Source organism: Aeromonas sp. Prich7-2, from assembly GCF_017939255.1.
In the GTDB taxonomy this organism is placed as follows: domain Bacteria; phylum Pseudomonadota; class Gammaproteobacteria; order Enterobacterales; family Aeromonadaceae; genus Aeromonas; species Aeromonas caviae.
On the sequence record NZ_JAGKRI010000047.1, the window covers coordinates 1 to 25,232 of the forward strand.

The window sequence follows — 25,232 nt, forward strand, 5'->3', positions numbered from 1 at the left end:
ACCTGGCCAGAAGGAGGCAATATCAATATGATGCACGGCGACAGCAGGGTGATGGTGGTGGTGTGTTTGGAGACAGCCAGTTTACCAGCACCCTGTCTGTCAACTTCCACTTCCCCAAGATCCCGCGAAGAACCAAAAAAAAGCCCGCAGTTGCGGGCTTTTTCTCTGCTGGCAGTCAGACGCTGCGCGGACGCAGGTGGGCATGCCAGCGGGCTTCCCACTTCTTGAACAACCAGACGATGACGAAGGTGAGCAGCATGTAGAGCAGACCTGCGGTCAGGAACGCCTCGAACGGGCTGTAGTAGCGGGAGTTGATGATCCGCGCGGCCCCCGTCAGATCGACGATGGTGATGATGCCCGCCACCGCCGACCCCTGCAGCATGAAGATCACCTCGTTGCTGTAGGCCGGCAGCGCACGGCGAAACGAGTTGGGCAGGATGATGCGGGTGAGGGTCTGCCAGCGGGTCATGCCGAAGGCGCTTGCCGCTTCTATCTGCCCCTTGGGCATGTTCATCACGGCGCCACGCACTATCTCGGCGGTGTAGGCACCGGTGTTGAGAGTGAACGCCAGCAGGGCACAGAACCAGGCTTCCGAGAAGAGGGACCAGGCCGCACTGTTCTTGAGCCACTCCCACTGGGCGGCACCGTAGTAGATGATGAAAAGCTGCACCAGAAGCGGGGTGCCACGGAAGAAGTAGATATAGGCCCAGATTGGCCCCTTTATCAACCAGTTGCGGCTGTTGCGCAGTATGCCCATGGGCACCGCCAGCATGAGCCCCAGCATGAGCGAGGCGGCCACCAGCCAGATGGTGGTATAGAGACCCTCCCAGTAGGTGGGCCACTCCTTGAGAATGATCGAGAAATCCATGGCTTACCTCGTCTTGATGGCGTAGTGACGCTCGGCCCACTTGAGCGCCGAGGTAGAGACTGCGGTGAAGACCAGGAAGATCAGCGCCACCGCCATGTAGAAGGTGAAAGGCTGCTGGGTCGAGCCCGCCGCGAGCGACGCCTTTCGCACCATGTCATCGAGCCCGATGATGGAGACCAGGGCAGTGGTTTTCAGCAGCACCAGCCAGTTGTTGCCAAACCCGGGCAGGGCGTGGCGCATCATCTGGGGAAAGAGGATCCGCACAAAGACCTGGCTTGCCCGCATACCGAAGGCACGGGCCGCCTCGAGCTCCCCCTTGTCCACCGCCAGGATGGCGCCGCGGAAGGTCTCGGTCATGTAGGCACCGAAGATGAAGCCGATGGTGGCGACCCCGGCCGCAAACGGGCTGATGTCGATGTAATCGGGCAGCAGGGAGACCCACTCCTGATTCGGGTTGCTCGCCAGCAGGTGGTTGTTGTAGGCCTCGTTGACCCAGGTGCAGATCCCGTTGATGAGCACCTGGCCGCCGAAGAAGAGCAGCATCATCAGCACCAGATCCGGGATGCCGCGAATGACGGTGGTGTAGGCCGCCGCGATGCCGCGTGCCCACTTGTAGGGAGAGAGCTTGGCCAGGGCCCCCAGCATGCCGAGCACCAGGGCCAGCAGCAGGGAGGCGAGCGCCACCTCCAGGGTGATCCAGGCCCCCTCCAGCAGAGAGGTTTCGTATCCTTTCAAATCAAACATATGCAATGCAGCTCCATCGCAATCGGGCCCGTCACTCCCAGCGGAAGGCAACGGGCCCGATGACTACTGACGGGATCAACCTGTCGTTGTTCGCCTGACGTCGGCTTACTCGCCGTACACGTCGAAGTCGAAGTACTTGTCGTTGATTTCCTTGTACTTGCCATTGGCACGCAGGGCCAGGATGGCGGCATTGAATTTCTCTTTCAGATCCTTGTCAGCCTTGCGCACCGCGATGCCGGCCCCCTCGCCAAACCACTTGGGATCGGTCAGTTTCGGGCCGATGAACTCGAAGGCATCGCCCCCTTCCTTCTTCAGCAGGCCGTCGCTGATGGCGGCGGAGTCGGCCATCACGTAGTCGACACGGCCGGATTTCAGATCGAGGTAGGCTTCATCCGCAGTGCCGTAGCGCTTGATGGTGGCGTTGGGGAAGTTGTCGGTGATGTAGGTATCCATGGAGGTGGCACGCTGCACGGCGATGGTCTTGCCGTCCATGAAGGCCTTGTCGAGCTGGATCTCGGTCCCTTTCTTGGCGGCGAAGCGCGCCGGGATGTGCTGGTACTTCTGGGTGAAGTCCACCTTCTTCTTGCGCTCTTCGGTGATGTCCATGGTGGCGATGATGGCGTCATACTTGCGCGACAGCAGCGCCGGAATGATGCCGTCCCAGTCCTGCTTGATCAGGGTGCACTTCACTTTCATCTCGTCGCACAGGGCGTTGGCGATGTCGATGTCGAAGCCTTTCACCTCGCCGCTCGGCTCGGTCCAGGAGAAGGGGGGATAGGCCCCTTCCACCCCGATCCGGACCTCTTTCCACTCCTTGGCCATCAGGCTACCGGAACACAGGGCCGTCATCACGGCAGTCGCCAGCATCAGCTTGTTCATGTATCTCTCCTTGATAAACACGTCGATCGTTGAAAGTACGGATGGTTTAAATTGAATCCCTTCCATCAATAGATGGACGAGATGAATTGCTTGAATCGCTCCGACTTGGGATGGGCGAAGATCTCCTTGGGATTGCCCTCCTCCTCCACGCGCCCCTGGTGCAGGAACATCACCTTGTTCGACACGTCGCGGGCGAAGGACATCTCGTGGGTCACCACCATCATGGTACGCCCCTCTTCCGCCAGCTCGCGCATCAGGCCAAGGACCTCCCCCACCAGTTCAGGGTCGAGGGCCGAGGTAGGCTCGTCAAACAGCATCACCTCGGGTTCCACCGCCAGCGCCCGGGCGATGGCGGCCCGCTGCTGCTGGCCGCCGGAGAGGTGACCGGGATAATAGTCGCGACGCTCCCACAGCCCCACCCGGTTGAGCAGATGCTCCGCCTTGGCGATGGCCTCGGCACGGGGCACCTTGAGCACCTGGATGGGCACTTCGATGATGTTCTGCATGATGGTCATGTGGGACCAGAGATTGAAGCTTTGAAACACCATGGCCAGTCGGCTGCGGATGCGCTCCACCTGGCGCATGTCTTCCGGCAGGCGTTCGCCGGAACGGCTGGTTTTCATCCGGATCAGCTCCCCGTGGAGGGAGACGCTGCCCGATGAGGGGGTTTCAAGCAGATTGATACAGCGTAGAAAGGTCGACTTCCCCGAACCCGAGGAGCCGATGAGGGAGATCACATCCCCCTTGTGGGCCGTCATATCGATGCCCTTGAGCACTTCGTGGGTGCCAAAATACTTGTGCAGATCACGAACTTCCAGTGCGGCAACGTCGCTCATCCATTACAACCTTGTCTGTCCCTAGACGCCGCTTCGGCGTGACTCCACCATCGTCCATTTAACAAAACGTTAACCGATGGCAACCTTCAGCGAAAATATCATTGAGGTAGTGAAAAAACAATACAGAACCGAGGTATTTGGTGTTTTATCTGTATTTTTATTGGCCTATTGAGTATTTTTCAGCACTTTGTCTGCATAAAATCCATTTTTTGTCGCACCTTCCCTACCGCTCTTTTATACCCGCAGCGCACTGGTAGCAAGCATATTTCACCATATCCGCCAGATGTCACCCAAAAGGACTTTATTCACCCAGGCAGATTCCCCTTCTCTCGTCATTTCATGGGGATGAAATTGATTTTTCAGGTGATGTGCCCCTCTTTCTCTGTTTGCGTGCACAGCTGACTGTCATCAAAAAACACAACAATATGATAAAAAAGTCCCGTATGGGCCATGCTGATGCACAGATCCGTGACACAGGTGCAACAAGTCGTGATAAGGTGCCGTTTTTCCACGTTTTGTGATCGAGGCCCCGATGTTGCTCAATGTGTTGCTGATCCTGCTGCCGCTCGTGATCGGCTATCTGGTTCCCCTCTCTTCCGCCCGTCTGATCAAACTGGTCAACCAGTCCCTGGGCAAGATGGTCTACTTCATCCTGTTCCTGATGGGGCTGGGGCTGGCCTATGTGGAGAACCTGGGCAGCAACCTGGCAGTGATCTTCAAGGTGGCAGGGGTGATGCTCGCAGCCATTACCCTCTGCAACCTGCTGGCCCTGTGGTGGCTGGACAAGCGCAGCCCCCCCACCCACGAGGCCAGTGACGGCAAGATGCCGAGCAAGCTGCACCTGTTATGGGAATCCCTCCAACTCTGTTTCGTGGTGCTGGGGGGCGTCTTGCTGGGGCTGGTGGTGGACATGCGTGCCCTGCCCATCGACAAGTTGAGCGAGTGGGCCCTGATGCTGCTGCTCTTGCTCATCGGCATCCAGATGCGCAACTCCGGCATGCGCCTGCGCCAGATCCTGCTCAACCCCTGGGGCATGAAGATCGCGCTCACCGTCATCCTCAGCAGCTGGCTCGGCAGCCTGCTGGCCGCCCAGCTGCTCGGCATGCCCTTTGCCCATGGCCTCGCGATGAGCTCCAGTTTTGGCTGGTATTCGCTCTCCGGCATCCTGGTAGCGGACAAGCTGGGCCCGGTGCTGGGCTCCGCCGCCTTCATCAACGATCTGGGGCGCGAGCTTATCGCCATCCTCATCATCCCGGTGCTGATGCGCCGCCACCCCAGCGCCGCCATCGGCTACGGCGGCGCCACGGCGCTGGACTTCACCCTGCCTGTCATCCAGAAATCCGGCGGCATCCAGGTGGTGCCGGTGGCCATCGTCTCCGGCTTTATCCTGAGCCTGCTCGGCCCCATTCTGATTCTGGGGTTCCTGGCCATCTGAACCCCATGGCACGACAAAGCCCGGCACTGCTGCCGGGATTTTTTTGATGAACTGAGCGGGCTGGATGACAGACGCCGGTATTCAGGTGCGCCACCGGCCCCCACTCATCACCCGCTCGATGGCGAACGTATCAGGGTCGATCAGCAGCAGATCCGCATCCTGCCCCACCGCCAGCGTGCCCTTGGTCGCCAGCCCCAGCGCCCTGGCCGGATTGGCCGTCACTACCGCCAGTGCCGTCTCCAGCGCCACCCCCTTGCCGCAGGCCGCCACCACCTCCTGCCACAGGCTCCCTATCTGGCCACAGCGCAGCTCGATGAGACGCCCCTCGCCGTCAAAGCGCGGCAGACTGGCGTTGGCATCCGAGCTGAAGCTGATGCGATCCACGGGCACGCCCGCCGCCAGCAACGCCACCAGGGCGTCGGCCGCGAGCCGCTCCCCGTCATCCAGCAGATCCGGGAAGCTCGACGTGGTGAGGTCGACCCAGCCGCCTGCCCGACCCCACTCGATGGCCTCGGCAAAGAGCCAGGGGTTGCGGTTGCAGTGGGTGGGGTAGAGCTGGCGTTGCGGGATGTCGGTGCCGTCCCGCAACGCCCGCAGGGGCGCCAGCGCCCCGCGGCCATCCCCCAGGTGAAAGAAGCTGACGCCACTTTTACCCGACAACAGCCCGGCCACCCGCGCCTCGCTCGCCAGCCGCGCCAGCTCGTCGTGGGTGGGGGCGCTGGACCTGTGATCGCTGATGGCCACCTCCCCCACCCCCAGCACCTCGGGGATCAGCATGATGTCCGACTCCACCGTGCCGGTGAGGGTCTTGACCGGCAGGTGGTAGGAGCCGGTGTACATGAAGGCGCTCACCCCGGCGGCGCGAAACTCGCGCACCTTCCCCAGCACCTGGGCCGGGCTGCGGGTCAGGCTGTCGGTGCCGAGCGCCGCCACGAGCGTGGTAACCCCCGCCGCCAGAGCTTCCCTTGCCGAGAGCTCCGGCGTGCGAAAGCCGAAGCCTCCCTCGCCGCCGCCCCCCGTGATATGGGCGAGCGGGTCCACCAGTCCAGGCACCAGATAGCGGCCGCCAGCGTCCACCCGCGTCAGTGGCCAGTCGACCGGAACCGTCAGCCCCTTACCCATCCAGGCGATGCGGCCATCCGTCACCAGCAGATCCTGCTGGCCGAGCGGGGCCGGACTATGGATCTGCGCACCCTCGATCAGGGTCAACATGGGGTCTCTCCTTGCTGCATGAAAAAGGAGGGAGCAGGCTCCCTCCGACTGTTACCCATCAACCGCCATAGATATCGTACTTGAAGTACTTCCGGTTGATCTCCTGATACTTGCCGTTGGCGCGCAGGGCCTTGATGGCGTCGTTCAGCCTGGCCCTGAGATCCTGATCCCCCTTGCGCACCGCGATCCCCATGCCGTCGCCAAACCATTGACGGTCGGTCAGGGCCGGCCCCACATAGTCGAACTTGTCGCCCCCTTCCTTGCCAAGCAACCCCTGTTCGATGGCCGAGGCGTCTGCCAGCAGGGCCAGCACCCGTCCCGCCTTCAGGTCGAGGTAGGCTTCATCGGCACTGCCGTAACGCACTATGGTGACGCTGGAGCCGAAGTTGTCGGTCAGGTACTTGTCGTGGGTGGTGGCCCGCTGCACGCCGATGCGCTTGCCCGCCATCCCTTCCGGCGTCAGCGTCAGTTCGGTGCCCCTGGCCGCCACGAAGCGGTTGGGAATGTGGGCATATTTCTCGGTGAAGTCGACCTTCTTGCGCCGCTCGTCGGTGATCGACATGGCGGCGATGATGGCGTCGTACTTGCGCGACAGCAGGGCCGGGATCATGCCGTCCCAATCCTGGGCCACCAGTTCGCACCTGACGGCCATCTGCTGGCACAGGGCGTTGGCAAGATCGATGTCAAATCCCTTGATCTCTCCGGACGCATCGGTCCATGAGAAGGGTGGATAGGCCCCCTCCACGCCAAAGCGTACCGTCTTCCACTCCTTGGCGGTGACGGGGGCGGCGAGCAGACAGGCAGCAACAAGGGCTGACAGGGTCAGTGTGGTCTTCATCGTGAGTACTCCATTACATAAAAAGCGCACAGGCGCGGTCAAGGCATCGCAGGCGCGGGCAAGCGATGGCCAACAAACGGCAAATTGCAGATGAGCGGGATTACGCCGCCATGGGCGTCAATGAACTGCTCCGGGGCCTCGACCTATTCGTCGAACCACTCGGAGAGATAGAAAGGCTTGAAGTAGAAGGCCAGAAAAAAGCCTCTGGCTTTGCGCATCATGGTGATTTGTCGCGTCCTGTGACAAAGATGGCAAGCACCTTACCACGCCTCAAATTTGTCCGGCAAGGGGACTTGGGGATGAAACATCCTGCCCATGGTCAATCCGGCCACGATTCGTTAGGCTCGGATCACCCGTTCACGCCCAGGCACGCGAGCCCCATCCCATGAATTTTCTCGCCCACCTCCATCTGGCGGCCCATACCGGCAGCTCCCTCACCGGCAACCTGCTGGGGGACTTCATCAAGGGCCCGCTGCCGACGGGTCTGGCTGACCACTTCGACGAGGGGATCTGGCTGCACCGCAAGATAGACGCCTTCACCGATGCCCACCCGGCCCATCGGGCCACCGTGGCGAGCTTCGCCCCCCCCTGGCGCCGCTTCGGCGGCATTGTGGTGGACATGCTCTACGATCACTGGCTCAGCCAGCACTGGCAGAGGTTCAGCGCAGCCCCCCTGCCCCGCTTTCTGGCGCAGAGCTATGGTCAGCTTCTCCTGGATCATCACAGCCTGCCACAGGGCCTGCCGATGGCCCTGCGGCGCATGGCCGAGCAGGACTGGCTGGCCTCCTACCAGTACCGGGAAGGGGTGGGAGCGGCCCTCAACGGCATCGGTCGTCGGCTGCGCCGCCCCGTACCGCTCGGGGAGGCGCTCCACGCCCTGGATCAGGCTCGCTGGATCGAGGCCGAGCACGCCTTCCTGCACTTCTACCCGGAGCTGATGCGCTTTTGCGAGGCGCAGATCGCCGCCCACCGCACGGCCACCTCATCCCCACCATAAAAAAACGCCCCGAGCGGGGCGTTGTCATCGGGGGAACGCTCAGGCCTTGGGGCTGGCCGGCAGGAAGCGAAACGCCTTGGCCGGGACGAATTTCTCCGCCGTCTCCCCCGCATAGAGCTGCTGCTCGGTCAGGGGCAACTTGCGCACCGGGGCCCCCGCGGCGAGATCCAGCTTGTCCATGCTCACCCAGAAGGTGTTGGGCAGATGGGTCAGCTCGAAGAAATAGCGGCGATGCTGCTGATCCGCCACGCTGCGCCACAGGGTGGTGGAGATGTTGGGCTGATCCGGGGTGCTGATCCCCATGGGTACCGAGACATTGCGCATCACGCTCATCACCCCGGCCACCGCCTCGTTGGCCTGGTCGGTCTTTGGCAGGGTCTTGATATAGAAGGAGGCGCGGGCAAAACGATCCGCCGAGCGGTTGGTGCCGGGCAGCATGGTGAGACCGCCAATCTCCTCCCAGTAGTCGTTGAGAGCCAGTTGCTTGTCAAAGGTCGGCGAGTTGGTCATCACCTGATAGCTGCGGTCGTGGTAGATCTGCAGCTTGTCCCCCACGTACTGGAAGATGGCGGAATCGCCGCTCGCATCGGAGAGGGAGAGGTGCAGCTGGCCCGGCTTGCCATCCGGGGTCAGGGTGGTCACCACATAGAACTCCTCCTTCGACAGGGCCTCGACCGCCTCGGCCACGGTGGCGAAGTTGTCCAGCGCGTACTGGGCCCAGAGCGAGATGGAGAGAGTCTTGCGCGGATCCTTGTCGCTCGGGGTCACATACTCGGACTCGGTCAGATAGAGCAGGTTGGCCACCAGCCCCTTCTCGTTCATGCCGTCGGCGGTGCCTGCATCGAAGCCTGCCGCCACCACGGAGCCGTAGCGCGACGTCCACGTCATGGAGTGCGCGCCGGCCTCCCCTTCCCGCGCGATGCCACGGGGCAGCGCCCAGAGATTGGTCGGCATGGCGCTGCGCCAGTCCATGGTACGACCGGTCACCACCAGCGCTCCCTCCCCCTGATAGACGGCGCGGGTACAGGCATCGGCGAGGGAACTGACGGAGAGGGAGACGGTCAGGGCCAGCAGGGTCTTGTGCAACAGGGGGGAACGCAGGATTGTCATATGGATCACTCGAGTCTGTTGAAAACACAAGCATACCCCTTTTTGCATAACAGGGGCTGACTGAGGCTGGCAAGCCGGGTGGCAGATCTGTCAACAGAGGCGCTTCCCTGCCAATCAGCGATCAATATCCATAAATTAATCAAGGAGATAAGCAAGCCACTTCGGGGCGATACCGCCAGATGCCATTCGCTGGCTTGCGTCGGTTTCAGACACATTCCCTGCCCGCCAGCAGGCGGACAGGGAGGCGCTCAATCTTTCTTCTTGCGGATACTCAGCCCCAGCTCGCGGCCGCGCAGGCGGGCATAATAGATGGTGCCCACAAACGCCAGGGTGGTGAGCACCAGCTCCACCACCGCCAGCCACCGCTCCCCCTCATCCGTGGTGATCAGGGTCAGGGCGTGCAGGAAGTAGGGCATCAGCACGAAGTTGCCCCAGGCGTGGGTGTAGGGATTGCCCTGCACTATGCCCTTGAGGGGGAAGAGCAGCGGCACCGTCCAGATCACCGGCAACAGCCAGGGGGCGAGATCCGGGTGGGGCGAGAGCCAGAGGTGCCAGAGCAGCACCCAGGCCAGCAGGCCGAAAAAACCGGCCAGGGTCAGCAGGCGAGCGAAGCGGGTGCTCACTTGAGGATCTCCAGCACCTGCTCGGGCGGACGACCGATGCGGGCCTGCCCGTTCTTGATGACGATGGGGCGCTCGATGAGCTTGGGGTGCTGGTGCATGGCACGAATGAGATCATCGCCGCTCACCTCGCCGAGCCCCAGCTCCTTGTAGAGATCTTCCTTGGTGCGCATCAGCTGTCGGGGATCCGTGAAGCCAAGCTGACTCAGGAGGGTGCGGATCTGTGCCTCGCTCGGGGCCTGCTCCAGATAGAGCACCACCTCGGGGGCGACCCCGTGCTGTTCCAGCAAGGCCAGGGTTTCACGGCTCTTGGAGCAGCGCGGATTGTGGTAGATTTGGGTCTCGCTCATGATAACTCCCTGATTAATCGCAAGATGGGACAAGAAATGGCGCTATTGTAGGGGAAACGGATGGTCAGGGTAAGCAGGAAGGCTATGGAAATGAAACGGATCTGTTGGCTGATTGTGGCAACCCTGCTGGGGGCCTGCAGCCCGGCACCCGACTTCACCGACGGCGCGGGAAAGAAGGTCAGCCTCGCGGATCTCGGTGGCAAACCGCTGCTGGTCAACTACTTCGCTCCCTGGTGCGCCCCCTGCCTGCGGGAGATGCCCCTGCTGGCAACATTGCACCAGGAAGGCCAGATCCGGGTGATCGCCATCAACTATGACCCCGCCTCCCCCACCGAACTGACCGAGCTAGCACGGCGCCACGCCATCAGGGTTCCCCTGATGATCCCGGATGACGACGCCCGCCTCCCGTTCCCAAGGCCCGGGGCGCTGCCCACCAGCTATCTGCTCGATGCCAGGGGCACGCTGCTGGAGACCCTGGTGGGGGAGCTGGACGAGCAGAAGATAGGCGAGATAAAACGCCGCCTAGCGAGCGCCCCATAGCAGAGCCATCTATCACATTCATGTCTTCATCATCAAGATGCGTTGAAACCGATGAAAGGCCCTATTTTAGCCTGCAAAACAAGGCGGGGTGCCCCCAAAGGAGCACCCCGCCTGCCATCAACCCGCTCCGGCCTCAGCCCTTGAGGCTGTCCAGATCCTTCTTGGCCCGCTCCAGCTGGGTGATGCGCGCCTCGATGCGGGCCAGGGTCAGCTTGTCGCTGGTGGTGCCCCGGGCCACGATCAGTTCGTCGATGGCCGCCTGGTAGTCCCCGCGCAGGGAGAGGGTCTCAGCCCGCGCCATGTGCAGGTCCGTCATTCTGCCCGCCTTGCGGTAGGCGTCCGACAGCAGGCTCCAGGCCAGGCTGTTCTCGTCGTGCTCCCGGGCATAAGGGTCCAGGATGGCGATGGACTTCTTGTAGTTGCCCCCCTCCAGATAGGCGTTGCCGAGGTTCACCACCACCACCTCGTTGTCCGGCATCCGGGTGCGGAAGCGCTCCAGTCTGGCGATGGCCTGGGCGCTGCGCCCCTTGGCGAGATCGATGTCGGTCAGGGCATCCACCACGAAGAGATCCTCCGGGTGACGAGTCGCCAGCTCCTGCATCAGGGTGTCGGCCTCGTCGGTGCGCTTGAGCTGCAACAGGGCCAGCGCCTTGCCATAGATGGCGGCATCCTTGAGGGGGTAATCCCCCTTCTGCAGGCGGCTGTCGAAGTAGGTGAGCAGCGCCTGGGGCGTCTCGGTGCCATAGCGCACCTGGATGCGCACCTTGGCCAGCCAGAAGTCCAGGCTCGGCGGCAGGGCGCGCGCGCCATAGCTCCCGGCCCGGGCACGGGCTTCGCTGATCCGGGTCTCCGGCAGGGGGTGAGTCAGCAGCATCTCCGGCGGCTTGCTGGCATAGCGGTACTCCGCCGCCAGCTTCTGGAAGAAGTTGGCCATGCCCATGGGATCGAACCCGGCGTCATACAGCGTCTTCATGCCGATGCGATCCGCCTCGTATTCGTTGTCCCGGGTGTAGTTGATGGCCGACTGCATCGACAAACCAAGCGTGGTCTGCAAGGCCGCGATGCCAGCGGTGGGGTTGATCACCGCGAGTGCAATGGAGCCCACCAGGCCGGCCAGGGTCATGGCGGAGCTGCTCGCCTGTGCCTCCATGTAACGGGCGATGTGACGCTGGGTCACGTGGGTGATTTCGTGGGCCAGTACCGAGGCCAGCTCGCTCTCGCTCTCGGCGTAAAGGAAGAGGCCGGTGTGCACCTTGACCCGGCCACCGAGGAAGGCCGCCGCGTTGATGCTGGGATCGTTGATGAGGAAGAAGGTGAACGGGAAGCGCACCCCGTCGGCATTGGTCAGCAGCCGCTGGCCCAGATCGTCGATGTATTCGTTGAGCACGGGGTCATCGATGATGGGCAGGCCCGCCCGGGCAAAACGCATGAAGGCGTTGCCATAGCGCACCTCCTGCTCGATGGGCAGTGCGGCGACCCCGGCGGTACCGATGTCGGGCAACTGGTTGCTCCCCTGGGCGTGGAAGGTCGCCCCCATCAGGGTGACCAACAGGGGAAGCGATGCTATCAGGGGGGAAAAACGTGCCACGTTATCTCTATCTCCAATCAGACCCCAGCGGGCATCGGCAGAATACCCTTGCCATTCAAGGCCCACAAGCGTTGTTTCATCCTCTCATCACGGCCATAATGACCGCCACGCACGAGATGGAGTTCTCATGGAACAGCTCGACCTGACCCCTTGGCGTTGTCCCGAGCCCCTCATCCGGCTCAAGCTCTGGTTGCGCCAGGCCCGGCCCGGTCAATCCGTGTGCATCCAGCTCGGGGATGCAGGCTCCCGGCAGGACATTCCCGCCTATCTGCGCCGTCAGGGTCACCATGTCCAGACCCGGGAAGAGTCAGCTGCCCGCCTCTCCCTGCTGCTCGTCGTTGCCCGTCCCCCTCGGGACGCCCTGCTCGCCCCCGAGCCCATGCCACCCACCCCGTGAGCCGCCATTCAAGGAAGCCTCGATGTTAGATGTATTGAAGCGCTGGTATCAGACCCGTTTTTCCGACCCCGATGCCGTCACCCTCTTCCTGCTGCTGGTCTTCTGCTTTGCCGTGCTCTGGCTGTTTGGGGATCTGCTGGCACCGCTGCTGGTGGCCCTGGTGATGGCCTATCTGCTGGAGTGGCCGGTGAGTCGCCTGCAACGAGGCGGCCTTTCTCGCACCGTCGCTACCAGCCTGGTCCTGCTGTTGTTCATCACGGTGACGACCCTGATGCTGCTGGGCCTCATCCCGACGCTGGTGAGCCAGGGGGTCAACCTGGCCAAGGAGGCCCCCGCCATGCTGGCCCATGCCCAGGACTATGTCCGCACCCTGCCGGAAAAATACCCCGAGATCATCGACGTCAGCCTGGTGGAAACCATCATCGACAACATTCGCCAGCGCATCCTGACCGGCGGCGAACAACTGGTGAGCGCCTCTTTGAGCTCCCTCATCAACGTGGTGGCCATCCTCATCTACGCCATCCTGGTGCCCCTGATGGTCTTCTTCATGCTCAAGGACAAACAGGTGCTGATGGGAGGCCTGCGCCGCTTCCTGCCCCGCAACCGCACCCTGGTGAACCGGGTCTGGGTGGAGATGAACGACCAGATCATCAACTACATCCGCGGCAAGGTGATCGAGATCGTCATCGTCGGCATCGCCACCTATGTGCCCTTCGCCCTGATGGGATTGCGCTACTCCGCCCTGCTGGCGGTCGCGGTGGGCTTCTCCGTGCTCATCCCCTATATCGGTGCCGCCGCGGTGACCGTGCCGGTGGCCATGGTGGCCCTGTTCCAGTGGGGGCTGACCCCCGACTTCGCCTGGCTGATGGTGGCCTATTTCGTGATCCAGGCCCTCGACGGCAACCTGCTGGTCCCCCTGCTCTTCTCCGAGGCGGTCAACCTGCACCCGGTGGCCATCATCATCGCCGTGCTGGTGTTTGGCGGTCTGTGGGGCTTTTGGGGCGTCTTCTTCGCCATTCCCCTCGCCACCCTGGTCAAAGCGGTGCTCAATGCCTGGCCCAAGCGGGAAGATCTCCCCCGCCCCGCCCCCTGACCCTGGCAAGGGGCGAGGCCGGGTCTCGCCCCTTCCAGATACCGGCCACTAGCAGCACCTCCGTGACGCTGGCTCATGCTTGCCTTGTCGGGTTTAATTGAAAACCGACATCCGTTTGACTTGCTACGCCGGTCTGATTCGTTCCCACGCCCACCCACCGACAAGGATCTGTCATGTCCCCAGTCCCTGCCCTGCGCCATGCCTCTCTGGGTGCCTTTCTGGCACTGCTGTTCTGTTCTCCCGTCCGGGCAGACCTCGATATCGGGGCCCTCAGCGCCTTCTCCAGCGACAGCCCTGACAGCACCATTCCCAAGGGGCTGGTGCTGGGCGGGGCCGTCATCGGCGGTCAGGCCCGTTACCAGCACCAGGACGATACCCTGATGCCCATCCCGGGGGCCCTCTATTTTGGTGACAACCTGATGTATCTGGGGGATCGGGCCCGCTACTACCTGAGTCGGGATGGCAACCTCTCGACCTATGCCTTCGGCCGGATGCGCTTTGGCAACCTGGACCCGGACGACGATCCCTTCCTCCATGGCATGGAGAAGCGCAAGGGGCAGTTCGAGGCCGGTGTTGGAGCCGATCTCATCACTCCCTACGCCCTCTGGAGCGTGCGGGCCACCACGGATGTGACCGGTACCAGCAACGGTCAGGAGCTGATGCTGTGGGCCAACTTCCCCATCATCCGCGGCCCCCTGCTGCTGATGCCGGGAGCCGGCGTGATGCTGCGCAGCCACAACCTCGCCAACTACTACTTCGGCGGTGTCTCGCAAGACGAAGCGAGGGCGGACAGGCCGGCGTGGAACACGGGCACCACCCTCTCCCCCATGGTCTCCCTCATCGGCAGCTATCGCTTCAGCGCCAACTGGATTGGCGGCTTTGGCATCAACTACGAGCGCTACGACGATGACATTGCGGACAGCCCCATCGTCCAGCATCAGGGAGAACTCTATGCAGGCTTCGGGGTGGGCTACATCTGGTAGCCCCATCCGGACTGGACAACAAAAAAGGAGCCCATGGCTCCTTTTTTACGGCTATCCGGCGCAGCGTCACCCTGCCACTTCGGCGAGAAATTCGGCGAGCGCCTGGTTGATGAACGCGGGGTTCTCCAAGGTCGAGATGTGACCAGCCCCCGGGATCTCCCTGAACGGGCACCCCAGCACCTCGGCCATCAGATACCCCTCCAGCACAGGGCGAGCCTTGTCCTCGCACCCCGTCATCACCAGTGCGGGCAGCCTCATCTCTTCGAGCCAGTCGATGCGATCCTCCCGGGTCACGAAGCTGCGCCCCACCGCCACCAGGCTCGCCACCTTGTCGGCGGGCCATTGGGCCAGCCGGGCCTTGAAACCGGCCATCAGGGCCGCGTCCGGTTGATGGGCGAAGAAGAGCGGCGCCACCTGATCGGCGATGGGCGCAGGCACGGCGCCGACCTGCTCGATCATCGCCAGCATGCCGAGATAGCGCTCGCAGGTGATCTGGGGTTCAAGGCCGACGAAGCTGTCCATCAGCACCAGGCCCTTGAGGCGAGCAGGCGCCATGCGCGCCAGCTCCACGCCCCACATGCCACCGATGGAGAGCCCCACCAGCACGCACTCGTCGATGCCGAGGGCATAGAGCAGCGCCAGGTGATCCCGGGCCAGGGTCGCCAGGGTGCAGGGCCCCTCGGGCAGCACATCGGAATCTCCGTGACCCCAAAGCTCGGGCACGATGCAGCGATAATGCTCCTTAAGGGCCTCGATTTGCGGTGCCCACATGGCACTGTCCCACAGGTAGCTGTGGCCAAAGAGCAGTGCCGGACCCTGCCCCTCGTCCTGATAGGCCATGCGGCGGCCCGCTATCTCCATAAACTGCTTCATGTTTTCTCCTGTTGCCAGCGGCGATGAAACTGGCTTTCCTGTTTTTCTGTTGCCAGCGGCTGATGAGGCGGCAGTGTAACACGCCACCCTTGGCAGGGGTGCCCGCCTGGTGCAAGCTGGAGAGACTCACAACGAGGAGTCACCAAGGAGAGGATGATGGCCAAGGAAAAGAGCAAGAAACGCCCCCGCCTGGACAAGAAGACCTACGAACATCACCTCGCCCACCTGCAGGAGGAGCTGGTCAAGTTGCAGGAGTGGGTCAAGCAGGAGGGGCTCAAAGTGGTGGTGCTGTTCGAGGGGCGCGACGCCGCGGGCAAGGGGGGCGTCATCAAGGCGATCACCGAGCCCCTCAACCCCCGGGTCTGCCGGGTCACCGCCCTGCCCGCCCCCTCGGATCGGGAGCGCACCCAGTGGTACTTCCAGCGCTACGTGGCGCACCTGCCCTCGGCGGGCGAGATGGTGCTGTTTGACCGCTCTTGGTACAACCGGGCCGGGGTCGAACGGGTGATGGGCTTTTGCAGCGACGACGAGTATCGCGAATTCCTGCGCGCCTGCCCCGAATTCGAGCGGATGTTGATCCGCTCCGGCATCACCCTCATCAAATACTGGTTCTCGGTCAGCGACGAAGAGCAGGAGAAACGCTTCAAGGAGCGCATCAATACTCCCATCAAGCGCTGGAAATTCAGCCCCATGGATCTGCAATCCCGCTCCCGCTGGGTGGAATACTCCCGCGCCAAGGATGACATGTTCACCTACACGGATACCGAGGATTGCCCCTGGTTCGTGGTGGACGCCGACGACAAGCGCCGCGCCCGCCTCAACTGCATCTCCCACCTCCTTGGCAAGGTGCCCTACGAGGCGATCCACTACGAGCCCATCACCCTGCCTCCCATCAAGACCGAAGGGTATGAGCGCCCGCCGCTCACCAGCCAGCACTTCGTGCCGGACGTCACCGCCGCCCTCGAGTCAGACAAGCACGGGCAGTGACGGGTTCCGGCCAGCCGCCCCCGCTGGCCGGAACCCGGGCTTCGGATGACGGGCAATAAAAAGCCGGTCTTGCGACCGGCAAAAGGCATTGAACGTATAGAAAGGAAAACCTGGCACTCTCGCCCTCTCAGGCGCGGATATATTTGGCCGTGCGCGGGAACGCCTGCTCTTTGGCATCGAACAGGTAGCAGGCTTCGGCCGGGATGCCGACGCTGTACTCCTGGCCGGTGGCCACGTCGATGTCGGAGCTCGCCTTGACGGTGAAGTCGTGACCATCCACGTCCATGTAGACGAAGGATTCTGCCCCCAGGTGTTCGGCTACCTGCACCACGCCGCTCACGCGGCTGTCGGCATGGGCATGACCCAGCGGCACCAGGTGCTCGGGGCGAATGCCCAGCTCCACCTTGTCGCCCACCGCGCCGCGACGGGCATCCACCCGGGCACGCACGGTATCGCCGGAGGTGAGCTTGACCACGCACTCCTGCTCGCCGATCTCCACCAGCTCGCCCGCCAGGAAGTTCATCTTGGGGGAGCCGATGAAGCCCGCCACGAACTTGTTGTCCGGGTTGTGGTAGAGCTCGAGGGGGGTGCCGAACTGCTCCAGGTTGGTGGCCGCCTCGCCCTTGAGCGGGCTCAGCACCACGATGCGGTTGGCCAGCGTCATGGCCTCCACCTGGTCGTGGGTCACGTAGATGATGGTGGAGTTGAGCTCCTTGTGCAGCTTGGCGATCTCGATGCGCATCTTGACCCGCAGGGCGGCGTCGAGGTTCGACAGCGGTTCGTCAAACAGGAACACCTGCGGCTGCTGCACGATGGAGCGGCCGATGGCCACCCGCTGACGCTGACCGCCAGAAAGGGCCTTGGGCTTGCGGTCCAGCAGCGGCTCGAGACCCAGGATCTCGGCGGCGCGCATCACCCGCTTGTGGATGTTCTCCTTGTCCATCTTCTTGAGCTTGAGGCCAAAAGCCATGTTCTCGTAGATATTCATGTGCGGGTAGAGGGCGTAGGACTGGAACACCATGCCGACGTTGCGCTCCACCGGCGGCACGTCGTTCATGTAGCGCCCGCCGATGGTCAGCTCGCCGCTGGTGATGTCTTCCAGACCCGCGATCATCCGAAGCAGGGTGGACTTGCCGCAGCCGGACGGGCCGACGAAGACGATGAACTCCCCTTCCTTGATGTCCAGGTTGATGCTGCGCAGGGTGTCCTTGTGGACAGCCGGGTCGTAATTTTTGCGAACGTTGTTGAGTACTACTTCAGCCATGTCGAGCTCCGCTCTTGAATCTTTGCAAATCGTGATGACGGGGGGAGCCAGCTCCCCCGGCCATGAACCGTTAACCTTTCACGCCGCCTGCGGTCAGACCACCCACCAGCCAGCGCTGGGCGAGCAGGAAGACGACCGTGATGGGGAAGCCTGACAGCACGGCGGCTGCGGCGAAGTCACCCCACAGGTAGTTCTGCGGATAGAGGTACTGCTGAGCCCCGACCGCCAGGGTCAGATTGTTCACATCCTGCAACAGGATGGAGGCCATGGGCACCTCGGTGATGGAGCCGATGAAGGCCAGGATGAACACCACCGCCAGAATGGGCACCGACAGGGGCAGCAGGATCAGGCGGAACGCCTGCCACGGAGTAGCGCCATCGATGGCCGCCGCCTCCTCCAGGGAAGAGTCGATGGTCTCGAAGTAGCCCTTGATGGTCCAGACGTGCAGGGCAATGCCCCCCATGTAGGCCAGGATCAGGCCGCCGTGGGTGTTGAGACCCAGCCAGGGGATGTAGTCACCGATCTTGTTGAAGAGCGCGTAGATGGCCACCAGTGCCAGCACCGCCGGGAACATCTGGAAGATCAGCATGCCCTGCAGGATGGTGGACTTGCCACGGAACCGCAGACGGGCGAAGGCGTAGGCACAGGTGGTGGAGAGCACCACTATCATCAGGGCGGTGATGCCCGCCACCTTGATGGAGTTCCACAGCCAGGTCAGCACCGGGAACGGCGGCGGCGTGATGCTGCCATCGGCGTTGGTGATGGACATTCCGAGCGCCAGCTTCCAGTGATCCAGGGTCGGATTGGTGGGGATGATCTCCCCCACCGAGAAGTTGCCGTTACGGAACGAGATGGCGATGACCATGATCAGCGGGAAGATGATCAGTGCCAGGAAGCCCCACATCACCAGGTGGGTTGCCCACACCCGGTATTTGACTGATTTGGGTTGTACGATTGCCATGTTGAAGCCTCCTTACAGTTGCTTGTCGGCTTTGGACAATTTCAGGTTGAGCAAGGCCAGCGCACCCACGATGAGGAAGATGGCGGTGGCGATGGCACTGGCCAGACCGTAGTCCTGACCACCCGAGCCCTGGAACGCGATCCGGTAGGTGTAGCTCACCAGCAAGTCGGTGGTCCCGGCCGGCGTGGTGGCCCCGATGATGTCCGGCGCCCCGTTCGTCAACAACTGGATAAGTACGAAGTTGTTGAAGTTGAAGGCAAAGGATGCAATCAACAGCGGTGTCAGCGGCTTCATCAAGAGCGGTACGGTGATCTTGAAGAAGTTCTGTACCGGCCCCGCCCCGTCCATGGCAGACGCCTCGTAGAGATCTTCCGGAATCGCCTTGAGCAGGCCCATGCAGAGGATCATCATGTAGGGGTAACCGAGCCAGGTGTTGACGATGAGGATCATCACCTTGGCCAGGAAGGGATTGGTGTACCAGTCCGGCTTGATGCCGAAGGCCGCTTCCAGGAACAGGTTGATTTCACCGAAGTTCTGGTTGAACAAGCCCTTGAACACCAGGATGGAGATGAACGCCGGTATCGCATAGGGCAGGATCAGCATGACCCGGTAGAAACCACGCCCCCTGAGCTGCTCCCACTGCACCAGACACGCCAACACCATGCCAATCGCCAGGGTGAACGCCACCGAACAGGCGGAGAAGATCACGGTCCAGACGAAGATCTGCATGAAGGGACTCTGGATACCCGGGTCCGTCATGATGCGCATGAAGTTTTTCCAACCCACGCTCACCACGAAACCGGGGGCAATGCCCTTGCCGACGAAGTGACCTTCCGCATCGATGTACTGGTAGAAGCCGGTGTCACCGTTGGGCTGCATCAGCTCGCCGCTCTGGTTGTCACGCAGCAGGTTGCTGTCCTTGATCATGACGCCGGACTTGAGCACGGCGCCGTCGACCAGCTGGGTATAGAGCTGTTTCTGGGCGGCGAACTTGCGCAGGCTGCTCAGGGTCAGATGGATATTGCCTTCGGGCAGTACCACATCCAGGGCACTCAGGTGGGTGCGGTGATCGACGATGGCACGAATGGGTGCCGCCTTGTCGGTCGCCTCCCCGGCCAGGGGTTGCAACTGAATAACCTGGGGCTCGTCACGGACCCGTCCTTCACGGACGGCCAGGGTAAGCGCCTTGTTGTTCAGCAAGGTAAGGGGTTGACTGATAAAGGATTGGTCGTCCTGTTTCAGCAGCAGCTGAAACTGATTGTTCTCACCACCCAGGAGGGTGAAATCGAATTCACCGCCGGTCACCTTGTAGGTTTTTTTCAGATGGTAATCCCGTGCCTGCTCAAGGGAGAGCAAGTTGGATCCCGAATAGTTGGTGAAGGCGATGCCGATCGTGTAGGCAAGAGGGAAGATGATAAAAACAACCATGCCTGCCACACCGGGGAAAATATAACGGTGGGCATAGGTCTTCTTGTTCATGAAGACATAGAGACCGACGGAGACGACCACCAGATCGAGCAGGGCAAATACCCACTCGCCGCTGGCATACATCATCACGGCCGCATAACCATTAAGCACTGCGATCAGTGCCGCCATGGTCCATTTCAGCCAGACGTACTTGTCTTTCTTCGGACCGGCATAGGATTCGATAGAAGGTACTACTTCCATGCCAATTAACCTTTATTGCGCCAAGAGAGATTGAGAGAGTGGGAGGCCCGAAGGCCTCCCGGGTAGTGCATGCTTACTGGACGATACGCTTGGCAGCGGTATCCAGGGCTTCGTCAACACCCTGACGGCCAGAGGTGATGTTCTTGAGGGCGGTTTCGAAGGAGGACCAGAAACGGCTCATCTCGGGCACGGACGGCATCGGTTCGCCGTTCTGGGCGTTCAGCATGGTGGCCTTGATGTTGGGGTCGGCTTCCAGGGTCTTCTGGAAGGACTTCAGGGCCACGGCACCCAGCGGCTTGTCGGCGTTCATCGGCGCCAGACCGGCATCGGTCAGCAGGTAGTTCTCGAGGAACTCGATGGCCAGATCCTTGTTCGGGCTGGCGGCGTTGATGGTGGCACCCAGTACGCCAACGAAGGCCTTGGCGGGCTTGCCTTTCAGGGTCGGCAGCTGGGCTACGCCATACTTGATGCCGCTCTTGTCCAGGTTGCTCCAAGCCCAGGGACCGTTGATCATCATGGCCACTTCGCCCTTGTTGAACTTGGCGTCCATCACACCGTAGTCAATGCCCTTCTCCAGGTGACCGGATTTGATCATCTCGGAGATGTAGCCGACGCCGGCCTTGGCACCTGCGTTGTTCACGCCGGTGTCTTTGACGTCATAGCCGGTGGCGGTCTTCTTGAAGGCGTAACCACCGTTGGCAGCCACCAGGGGGTAGCTGAAGTAGGGGGTGTCATAGGCCCACATGATGGCGCGCTTGCCATTTTTCTTCAGGTCTTCGTCGATCTTGGCGATCTCTTCGAAGGTCTTCGGCGGGTTGGGCAACAGATCCTTGTTGTAAATCAGGCTGACGGCTTCTACCGCGACCGGGTAGCCATAGGTCTTGCCATCGACGGTCATGGCATCCCAGGCGAATTGCTCGAACTTGGCCTTGGTGGCGGTATTCGGGGTCACGGGAACCAGCAGACCGGACTTGACCCACTCACCGTAACGGTCGTGAGCCCAGAAGAAGATGTCCGGGCCGTTGCCGGTGGCGGCGGCTTGCTGGAATTTGACTTCAACCTGATCCGGGTGGGCGACGGTGACCTTGATGCCGGTTTCGGCTTCAAACTTCTTGCCGACTTCGGCCAGGCCGTTGTAGCCCTTGTCACCGTTGATCCAGATGGTCAGCTGACCTTCATCAATGGCAGCAGTGGCAGAGCAGGCCACGCCCAGGGTAGCCAGACCGATCAGGGATGACAGCAATTTCTTTTTCATGAGCCTTTCCTTGTATTAGTTCCGCGCTGTAAGAGCATTGTGTGCAGATGCATATTATCCCAAGCAGTCAATGCCTCACATGACACGCCTCGCATTTTTGAAATGCAATTACGTATTTTCTTCCAGAAAGTTATGAAAACATTTTCTTATTTCAGCGACTTAGGAAGGGATATCCCCATATTTTTGCCAAGATATGGAAATTAAATTACAGAAAGGAAATCAATTTACGTCATTGAAAGGGATTTCATCCCACTGAAAACCCTTTCATTCCCGGTATTTTGTTCAATGTGTTAACAAAAGTACTGAGGTGGTTTCCATCTACATCACCCCCTTAAATAAAAAGGCACCGGAGCGGACTCCGGTGCCTTTTTGCAAGAAATGACGGCTGGATCACATTACGACTGGCGCAGCAATTGATCCTTGAGATTGGGCGGGACTCCCCTGATGGTCAGGGTGTCGGTCTGGGGATCGTAAAAGACCCGGCTGTTGAGCAACTTCTGCTCGAAGCTCAGAGTCAGGCCGCCACCGGAGCCCACAAACTTGGTCAAGCCCCGCAGGGTGGAACGGTCCGCCGGGAAGCGCTCCTCCAGCTCGTACTCCTGACCGATGAAGCTGTAAAAATCGAGGTCCCCATCACCGGGCAATTCCGCCGACAGCTCCTTGATCTCGATCTCCTCGCCGGCGCTGGCCTGCTCGGTGCAATATTTGAAGACCTGCTTCTTGTAGTCATTGCGCTCGGCCGGTTCGAGCTGGCGGCTGTCGCAGTAATCGTCCACCGCCTGCAGCAACCCCTTGTTCTGGATCTTGGCATCCATGCCCTCCCGGGCCCCCAGCAGATCCATGAAGAAATCCCCCAGCTTGCGACCGACCCGGCCCTTGCTGAAGGTGATATAACGACGCGAATCCCCTTGGGTTTTCCACTCGGTGAGATCGATGCGGGCCACCAGATTGAGTTTGCCGATATCCAGGTACTGGATGTGGCGCAGCTCCAGCGCCTCGCTCACGGTGACGCTCTCCTTGCCTTCCAGCAGGGCGATCATCAGGTAATCCACCCCCACATAGTTGTACTTGGCAATCAGCAACACCCCCTGCTCGTCCAGGGCATGCTCCACCAGCTGCTTGACCAGCATCTGGGTCAGGTTGACGGAAAAGGGGACGAACTCGGTCTGCTCCGCCAGCAGCTGCTCCAGGGCGATGCGAAAGGCGGGGGAAGGCTGCTTGGGGGCGTCTTCCCCCTCCGCCAGCTCGGCGACGGCGGCCTCGGGATCGGCGAAGAAGCCAAAGCCCTTTCCCCCCTTGCCGTTGTAGATGCGATGCAGCTCCGCCATCAGCCCTTGTACCGCCTCGTCGGCAGGCAGGGTCTGGCTGCGGGTATCGGCGTGGGGCTGGCCATCGTTGCCCGCCCGCAGGGAGTGAAGAATGATCTTGTCGATATCGAGACTCATGTCACAAAGCCATAGTGTTAGCCGAAAGGGTGAAGTATTATAAGGCGCTTTGAACCGAGGTGAACCCAAGATTATGCCCATCGTATCAAAGTACAATAACGAGCAGTTTGACGCCCTGATGAACGACCTGATCACCGCCCTGGAGAAACACAAGGCACCGGTGGATCTCAGTCTGATGGTCCTTGGCAACCTGACCACCAACATCATCAACGGCATGGCCCCGGCCCAGCGCCAGGCGATCACCGAGAAGTTCATCCAGGCACTCACCGCCTCGGTGGGCCATCGCCACGATGCGCACTGAGTTTCTTCGCATTCTTTGATGTTTTTCAAGCAGATGGATCATTATGGTCGAAACCGGCAACCCCTATCGCGATAATGTCTCTCGCCTGATCACCTGGGGGCATTGGTTCTCCTTCTTCAACATCATCCTGGCCATGCTGATCTCGACCCGTTACCTGGGCGCCATCAGCTGGCCGTCGACCACGCTCGGCGTGACCTATCTCGTCATCAGCTGGATAGGTCATTTCTCGTTCCTGAGCTTCGTCACCTATCTGCTGACCATCTTCCCCTTGAGCTTCATCCTGCCCAGGGAGAAGCCGCTGCGCTTCATTTCATCCATCATCGCCACCCTGGCGCTGGTGCTGCTGCTTATCGACACCCAGGTGTTCCAGCTGTTCAAGTTCCACTTGAATGGCCAGGTGTGGCAACTGCTGCTGGATCAGGCGCAGACCGAAGAGGGCTCTATCTGGAGCATCATCTTCGTGGCGGTGCCCGCCATCTTCCTGCTGCAACTGCTGCTGTCGGCCTATGTGTGGCGCAAGATCAACAAGCGCAAACGCCGCCAGTACGGCAATCAGGTGGGACTGGCCCTGCTGGTCTGCTTCATCCTGACCCATCTGGTCAACAGCTGGGCGGATGCGACCCTGTATCAACCCATCACCATGCAGCGGGCCAACTTCCCCCTCTCCTACCCCATGACCGCCAGGAGCTTCCTGGCCAAGCATGGCTGGCTCGACCTCGAGCAGTATGAGAAGAAGGCCGAAGATCAGGGAAGCGCTGAGCACCGTCTGCTCTATCCCTTGCGCCCCCTCAGCGTGAGCGCACCCAGCGATCACAAGAACCTGCTAGTGGTGGTGGTCGACTCCCTGCGAGCCGACATGCTCAACAACATCAACATGCCCAATCTGCAGCGCTACGCGGACAACCACTTCAATTTCCGCCAGCACATGAGTGGTGGCAATGATGAAGCCATGGGGATGTTCAGCCTCTTCTACGGGCTGCCCGGCCACTATTACGGGGACATCCGGGCCGACAAGCGCCCCCCCGTGCTGTTCGACGAGATGCTGCGTCAGGACTACCAGTTCGGCCTGTTCGGTGCACTGGAAGATGCCAAGCAGTATCGCCAGAGTCTGCTTGCGGGTCTGCGCAAGCAGGTCTTCGTCTCCCGCCAGACCGATGACCGCAGGCTCATCGACGACTGGCAGCAGTGGCTTGGCACGCGCACCGCGGACAGACCCTGGTTCTCTCTGGTCTATCTCTCTAGCCCGGGGGATTATCAGGTGCCAGCCAGCATCAAGGGCCCCTTCCAGCCCGAGTTGACCCGCTTCAACCCGGCCACTGCCTATCGGCCCGAGAACCTGCAGAAGCTGGAGAACCGCTACAAGAACGCGGTCTTCTATACCGATCAACTGCTGGAGCAGATGCTGACCCAACTACAATTGCAGGGGCTTGATGATCAGACCATCGTCGTGGTCACCTCCAACCACGGTCAGGAGTTCAACGAGACCCAGAGCAACAGCTGGGGCTATGGCAGCAATTACTCGACCTATCAGGTGCAGGTCCCCCTGGTGCTGGCCTGGCCTGGTGCCGAACCTGCGCCCCAGGCGCAGGCGAGCAGCCACCTGGATCTGGTACCGACCCTGATGAAGAACATGCTGGGTGTACGCAACCCCTATCGTGACTACAGCACGGGGCGCAACCTGTTCGAAGCCAGTACACGCACCTGGCTGCTGGCGGGGGATCAGAATGACTTCGCCATCTATCAGGGCAACACCATCACCCAGTTCAACAAGCAGGGGGACTTCGAGCTGCTGGACCGCGACACCTATCGCCCCATCAAGCACGGCACCCCGGACATGGGCACCCTGATCCAGGTGATGAACGAGCTCAATCGCTTCTATCGCGCCCCCTGATCTGCGCCAGCCCACCTCCTTGAGCCCGCCCCTATGGCGGGCTTTTTCTTGCCCTCACCACACCCGTCCTCCTGTTTCTCATGGCGTCATTCGCAAA

The 25,232-nt window shown here is 61.4% G+C and carries 26 protein-coding genes; 10 read left to right on the forward strand and 16 right to left on the reverse strand.

Annotation, left to right across the window (positions count from 1 at the left end; all coding sequences use genetic code 11):
• Nucleotides 1-175: 175 nt before the first annotated feature.
• The 4 genes from J9892_RS09490 to J9892_RS09505 all read right to left on the reverse strand — a co-directional run bounded on the left by J9892_RS09490 (nucleotide 176) and on the right by J9892_RS09505 (nucleotide 3,327).
• Complete coding sequence (locus tag J9892_RS09490; RefSeq protein WP_010674270.1) at nucleotides 176-868, reverse strand: ABC transporter permease; 693 nt, start codon at nucleotides 866-868, stop codon at nucleotides 176-178.
• 3 nt (nucleotides 869-871) lie between these two features.
• Nucleotides 872-1,612, reverse strand: a complete 741-nt coding sequence (locus J9892_RS09495) for an ABC transporter permease (protein WP_010674269.1) — start codon at nucleotides 1,610-1,612, stop codon at nucleotides 872-874.
• Between the two features lie 105 nt (nucleotides 1,613-1,717).
• Entirely contained in the window at nucleotides 1,718-2,491 is a 774-nt protein-coding gene (locus J9892_RS09500) for an ABC transporter substrate-binding protein (RefSeq protein WP_041212797.1), read from the reverse strand.
• Nucleotides 2,492-2,556: 65 nt separating this feature from the next.
• The gene (locus J9892_RS09505; RefSeq protein ID WP_010674267.1) at nucleotides 2,557-3,327 is read right to left on the reverse strand and encodes an ABC transporter ATP-binding protein; all 771 of its coding nucleotides are present in this window, start codon (nucleotides 3,325-3,327) and stop codon (nucleotides 2,557-2,559) included.
• A 532-nt stretch (nucleotides 3,328-3,859) separates the two neighbouring features.
• Between J9892_RS09505 and J9892_RS09510 the strand changes: the two genes are divergently transcribed.
• Nucleotides 3,860-4,762 carry a lysine exporter LysO family protein gene (locus tag J9892_RS09510; protein WP_210538230.1) on the forward strand — a complete coding sequence of 301 codons (903 nt, stop codon included), beginning with the start codon at nucleotides 3,860-3,862 and terminating at the stop codon, nucleotides 4,760-4,762.
• 81 nt (nucleotides 4,763-4,843) lie between these two features.
• Here J9892_RS09510 and iadA read toward each other — a convergent pair whose 3' ends face one another.
• Entirely contained in the window at nucleotides 4,844-5,974 is a 1,131-nt protein-coding gene (gene iadA / locus J9892_RS09515; protein ID WP_124813583.1) for a beta-aspartyl-peptidase, read from the reverse strand.
• A 58-nt stretch (nucleotides 5,975-6,032) separates the two neighbouring features.
• Nucleotides 6,033-6,812, reverse strand: coding sequence for an ABC transporter substrate-binding protein (locus tag J9892_RS09520; protein ID WP_049637107.1), 780 nt, complete (start codon nucleotides 6,810-6,812; stop codon nucleotides 6,033-6,035).
• A 65-nt stretch (nucleotides 6,813-6,877) separates the two neighbouring features.
• On the opposite strand from J9892_RS09520, the gene J9892_RS09525 reads away from it, so the two are divergent.
• Entirely contained in the window at nucleotides 6,878-7,201 is a 324-nt protein-coding gene (locus J9892_RS09525) for a hypothetical protein (RefSeq protein ID WP_124813585.1), read from the forward strand.
• Nucleotides 7,198-7,809 (forward strand): ACP phosphodiesterase, encoded by a 612-nt coding sequence (locus J9892_RS09530; protein WP_182721810.1) that lies wholly within the window; start codon nucleotides 7,198-7,200, stop codon nucleotides 7,807-7,809. The genes J9892_RS09525 and J9892_RS09530 overlap by 4 nt, the downstream gene beginning before the upstream one ends.
• 39 nt (nucleotides 7,810-7,848) lie before the next feature.
• Here J9892_RS09530 and J9892_RS09535 read toward each other — a convergent pair whose 3' ends face one another.
• From J9892_RS09535 to arsC, 3 genes are all read right to left on the reverse strand, one after another.
• Complete coding sequence (locus J9892_RS09535; RefSeq protein ID WP_210538231.1) at nucleotides 7,849-8,919, reverse strand: linear amide C-N hydrolase; 1,071 nt, start codon at nucleotides 8,917-8,919, stop codon at nucleotides 7,849-7,851.
• A gap of 248 nt (nucleotides 8,920-9,167) precedes the next feature.
• Nucleotides 9,168-9,542, reverse strand: a complete 375-nt coding sequence (locus tag J9892_RS09540; protein ID WP_052815666.1) for a DUF2069 domain-containing protein — start codon at nucleotides 9,540-9,542, stop codon at nucleotides 9,168-9,170.
• Nucleotides 9,539-9,889: an arsenate reductase (glutaredoxin) gene (gene arsC / locus J9892_RS09545; protein WP_010674260.1), complete on the reverse strand. Its 351-nt coding sequence runs from the start codon at nucleotides 9,887-9,889 to the stop codon at nucleotides 9,539-9,541. The genes J9892_RS09540 and arsC overlap by 4 nt, the downstream gene beginning before the upstream one ends.
• Before the next feature lie 60 nt (nucleotides 9,890-9,949).
• Here arsC and J9892_RS09550 point away from each other — a divergent pair, with 60 nt between their 5' ends.
• Entirely contained in the window at nucleotides 9,950-10,429 is a 480-nt protein-coding gene (locus tag J9892_RS09550) for a TlpA disulfide reductase family protein (RefSeq protein ID WP_210538232.1), read from the forward strand.
• Nucleotides 10,430-10,562: 133 nt separating this feature from the next.
• Here J9892_RS09550 and J9892_RS09555 read toward each other — a convergent pair whose 3' ends face one another.
• Nucleotides 10,563-12,017, reverse strand: coding sequence for a M48 family metalloprotease (locus J9892_RS09555; RefSeq protein WP_223918331.1), 1,455 nt, complete (start codon nucleotides 12,015-12,017; stop codon nucleotides 10,563-10,565).
• Between the two features lie 127 nt (nucleotides 12,018-12,144).
• On the opposite strand from J9892_RS09555, the gene J9892_RS09560 reads away from it, so the two are divergent.
• The 3 genes from J9892_RS09560 (at nucleotide 12,145) to J9892_RS09570 (ending at nucleotide 14,490) form a co-directional block, all read left to right on the forward strand.
• The gene (locus J9892_RS09560; RefSeq protein WP_042880621.1) at nucleotides 12,145-12,414 is read left to right on the forward strand and encodes a sulfurtransferase TusA family protein; all 270 of its coding nucleotides are present in this window, start codon (nucleotides 12,145-12,147) and stop codon (nucleotides 12,412-12,414) included.
• Between the two features lie 22 nt (nucleotides 12,415-12,436).
• Entirely contained in the window at nucleotides 12,437-13,507 is a 1,071-nt protein-coding gene (locus tag J9892_RS09565; RefSeq protein WP_029314318.1) for an AI-2E family transporter, read from the forward strand.
• A gap of 173 nt (nucleotides 13,508-13,680) precedes the next feature.
• Complete coding sequence (locus J9892_RS09570; protein ID WP_233735830.1) at nucleotides 13,681-14,490, forward strand: MipA/OmpV family protein; 810 nt, start codon at nucleotides 13,681-13,683, stop codon at nucleotides 14,488-14,490.
• A gap of 66 nt (nucleotides 14,491-14,556) precedes the next feature.
• On the opposite strand, the gene J9892_RS09575 is transcribed toward J9892_RS09570, so the two are convergent.
• Nucleotides 14,557-15,363: an alpha/beta fold hydrolase gene (locus J9892_RS09575; RefSeq protein ID WP_210538233.1), complete on the reverse strand. Its 807-nt coding sequence runs from the start codon at nucleotides 15,361-15,363 to the stop codon at nucleotides 14,557-14,559.
• A gap of 156 nt (nucleotides 15,364-15,519) precedes the next feature.
• On the opposite strand from J9892_RS09575, the gene ppk2 reads away from it, so the two are divergent.
• Nucleotides 15,520-16,350 (forward strand): polyphosphate kinase 2, encoded by an 831-nt coding sequence (gene ppk2 / locus J9892_RS09580; RefSeq protein ID WP_010674253.1) that lies wholly within the window; start codon nucleotides 15,520-15,522, stop codon nucleotides 16,348-16,350.
• Between the two features lie 127 nt (nucleotides 16,351-16,477).
• Here ppk2 and ugpC read toward each other — a convergent pair whose 3' ends face one another.
• The 5 genes from ugpC to yejK form a co-directional block, all read right to left on the reverse strand.
• A complete protein-coding gene (ugpC, locus tag J9892_RS09585; RefSeq protein ID WP_010674252.1) occupies nucleotides 16,478-17,614 on the reverse strand; it encodes a sn-glycerol-3-phosphate ABC transporter ATP-binding protein UgpC in 1,137 nt (378 codons plus the stop codon).
• 70 nt (nucleotides 17,615-17,684) lie between these two features.
• Nucleotides 17,685-18,575, reverse strand: a complete 891-nt coding sequence (gene malG / locus J9892_RS09590; RefSeq protein ID WP_010674251.1) for a maltose ABC transporter permease MalG — start codon at nucleotides 18,573-18,575, stop codon at nucleotides 17,685-17,687.
• 12 nt (nucleotides 18,576-18,587) lie between these two features.
• Nucleotides 18,588-20,243 (reverse strand): maltose ABC transporter permease MalF, encoded by a 1,656-nt coding sequence (gene malF / locus J9892_RS09595; protein WP_210538234.1) that lies wholly within the window; start codon nucleotides 20,241-20,243, stop codon nucleotides 18,588-18,590.
• A gap of 73 nt (nucleotides 20,244-20,316) precedes the next feature.
• Complete coding sequence (gene malE, locus J9892_RS09600) at nucleotides 20,317-21,498, reverse strand: maltose/maltodextrin ABC transporter substrate-binding protein MalE (protein WP_041212786.1); 1,182 nt, start codon at nucleotides 21,496-21,498, stop codon at nucleotides 20,317-20,319.
• A gap of 395 nt (nucleotides 21,499-21,893) precedes the next feature.
• Entirely contained in the window at nucleotides 21,894-22,943 is a 1,050-nt protein-coding gene (gene yejK / locus J9892_RS09605; RefSeq protein ID WP_039038628.1) for a nucleoid-associated protein YejK, read from the reverse strand.
• 73 nt (nucleotides 22,944-23,016) lie between these two features.
• Between yejK and J9892_RS09610 the strand changes: the two genes are divergently transcribed.
• Together J9892_RS09610 and J9892_RS09615 are read left to right on the forward strand one after the other, a co-directional pair.
• Nucleotides 23,017-23,244 carry a YejL family protein gene (locus J9892_RS09610; protein WP_039038627.1) on the forward strand — a complete coding sequence of 76 codons (228 nt, stop codon included), beginning with the start codon at nucleotides 23,017-23,019 and terminating at the stop codon, nucleotides 23,242-23,244.
• 43 nt (nucleotides 23,245-23,287) lie between these two features.
• Nucleotides 23,288-25,135, forward strand: coding sequence for a DUF3413 domain-containing protein (locus J9892_RS09615; RefSeq protein WP_010674246.1), 1,848 nt, complete (start codon nucleotides 23,288-23,290; stop codon nucleotides 25,133-25,135).
• Nucleotides 25,136-25,232 lie beyond the last annotated feature (97 nt).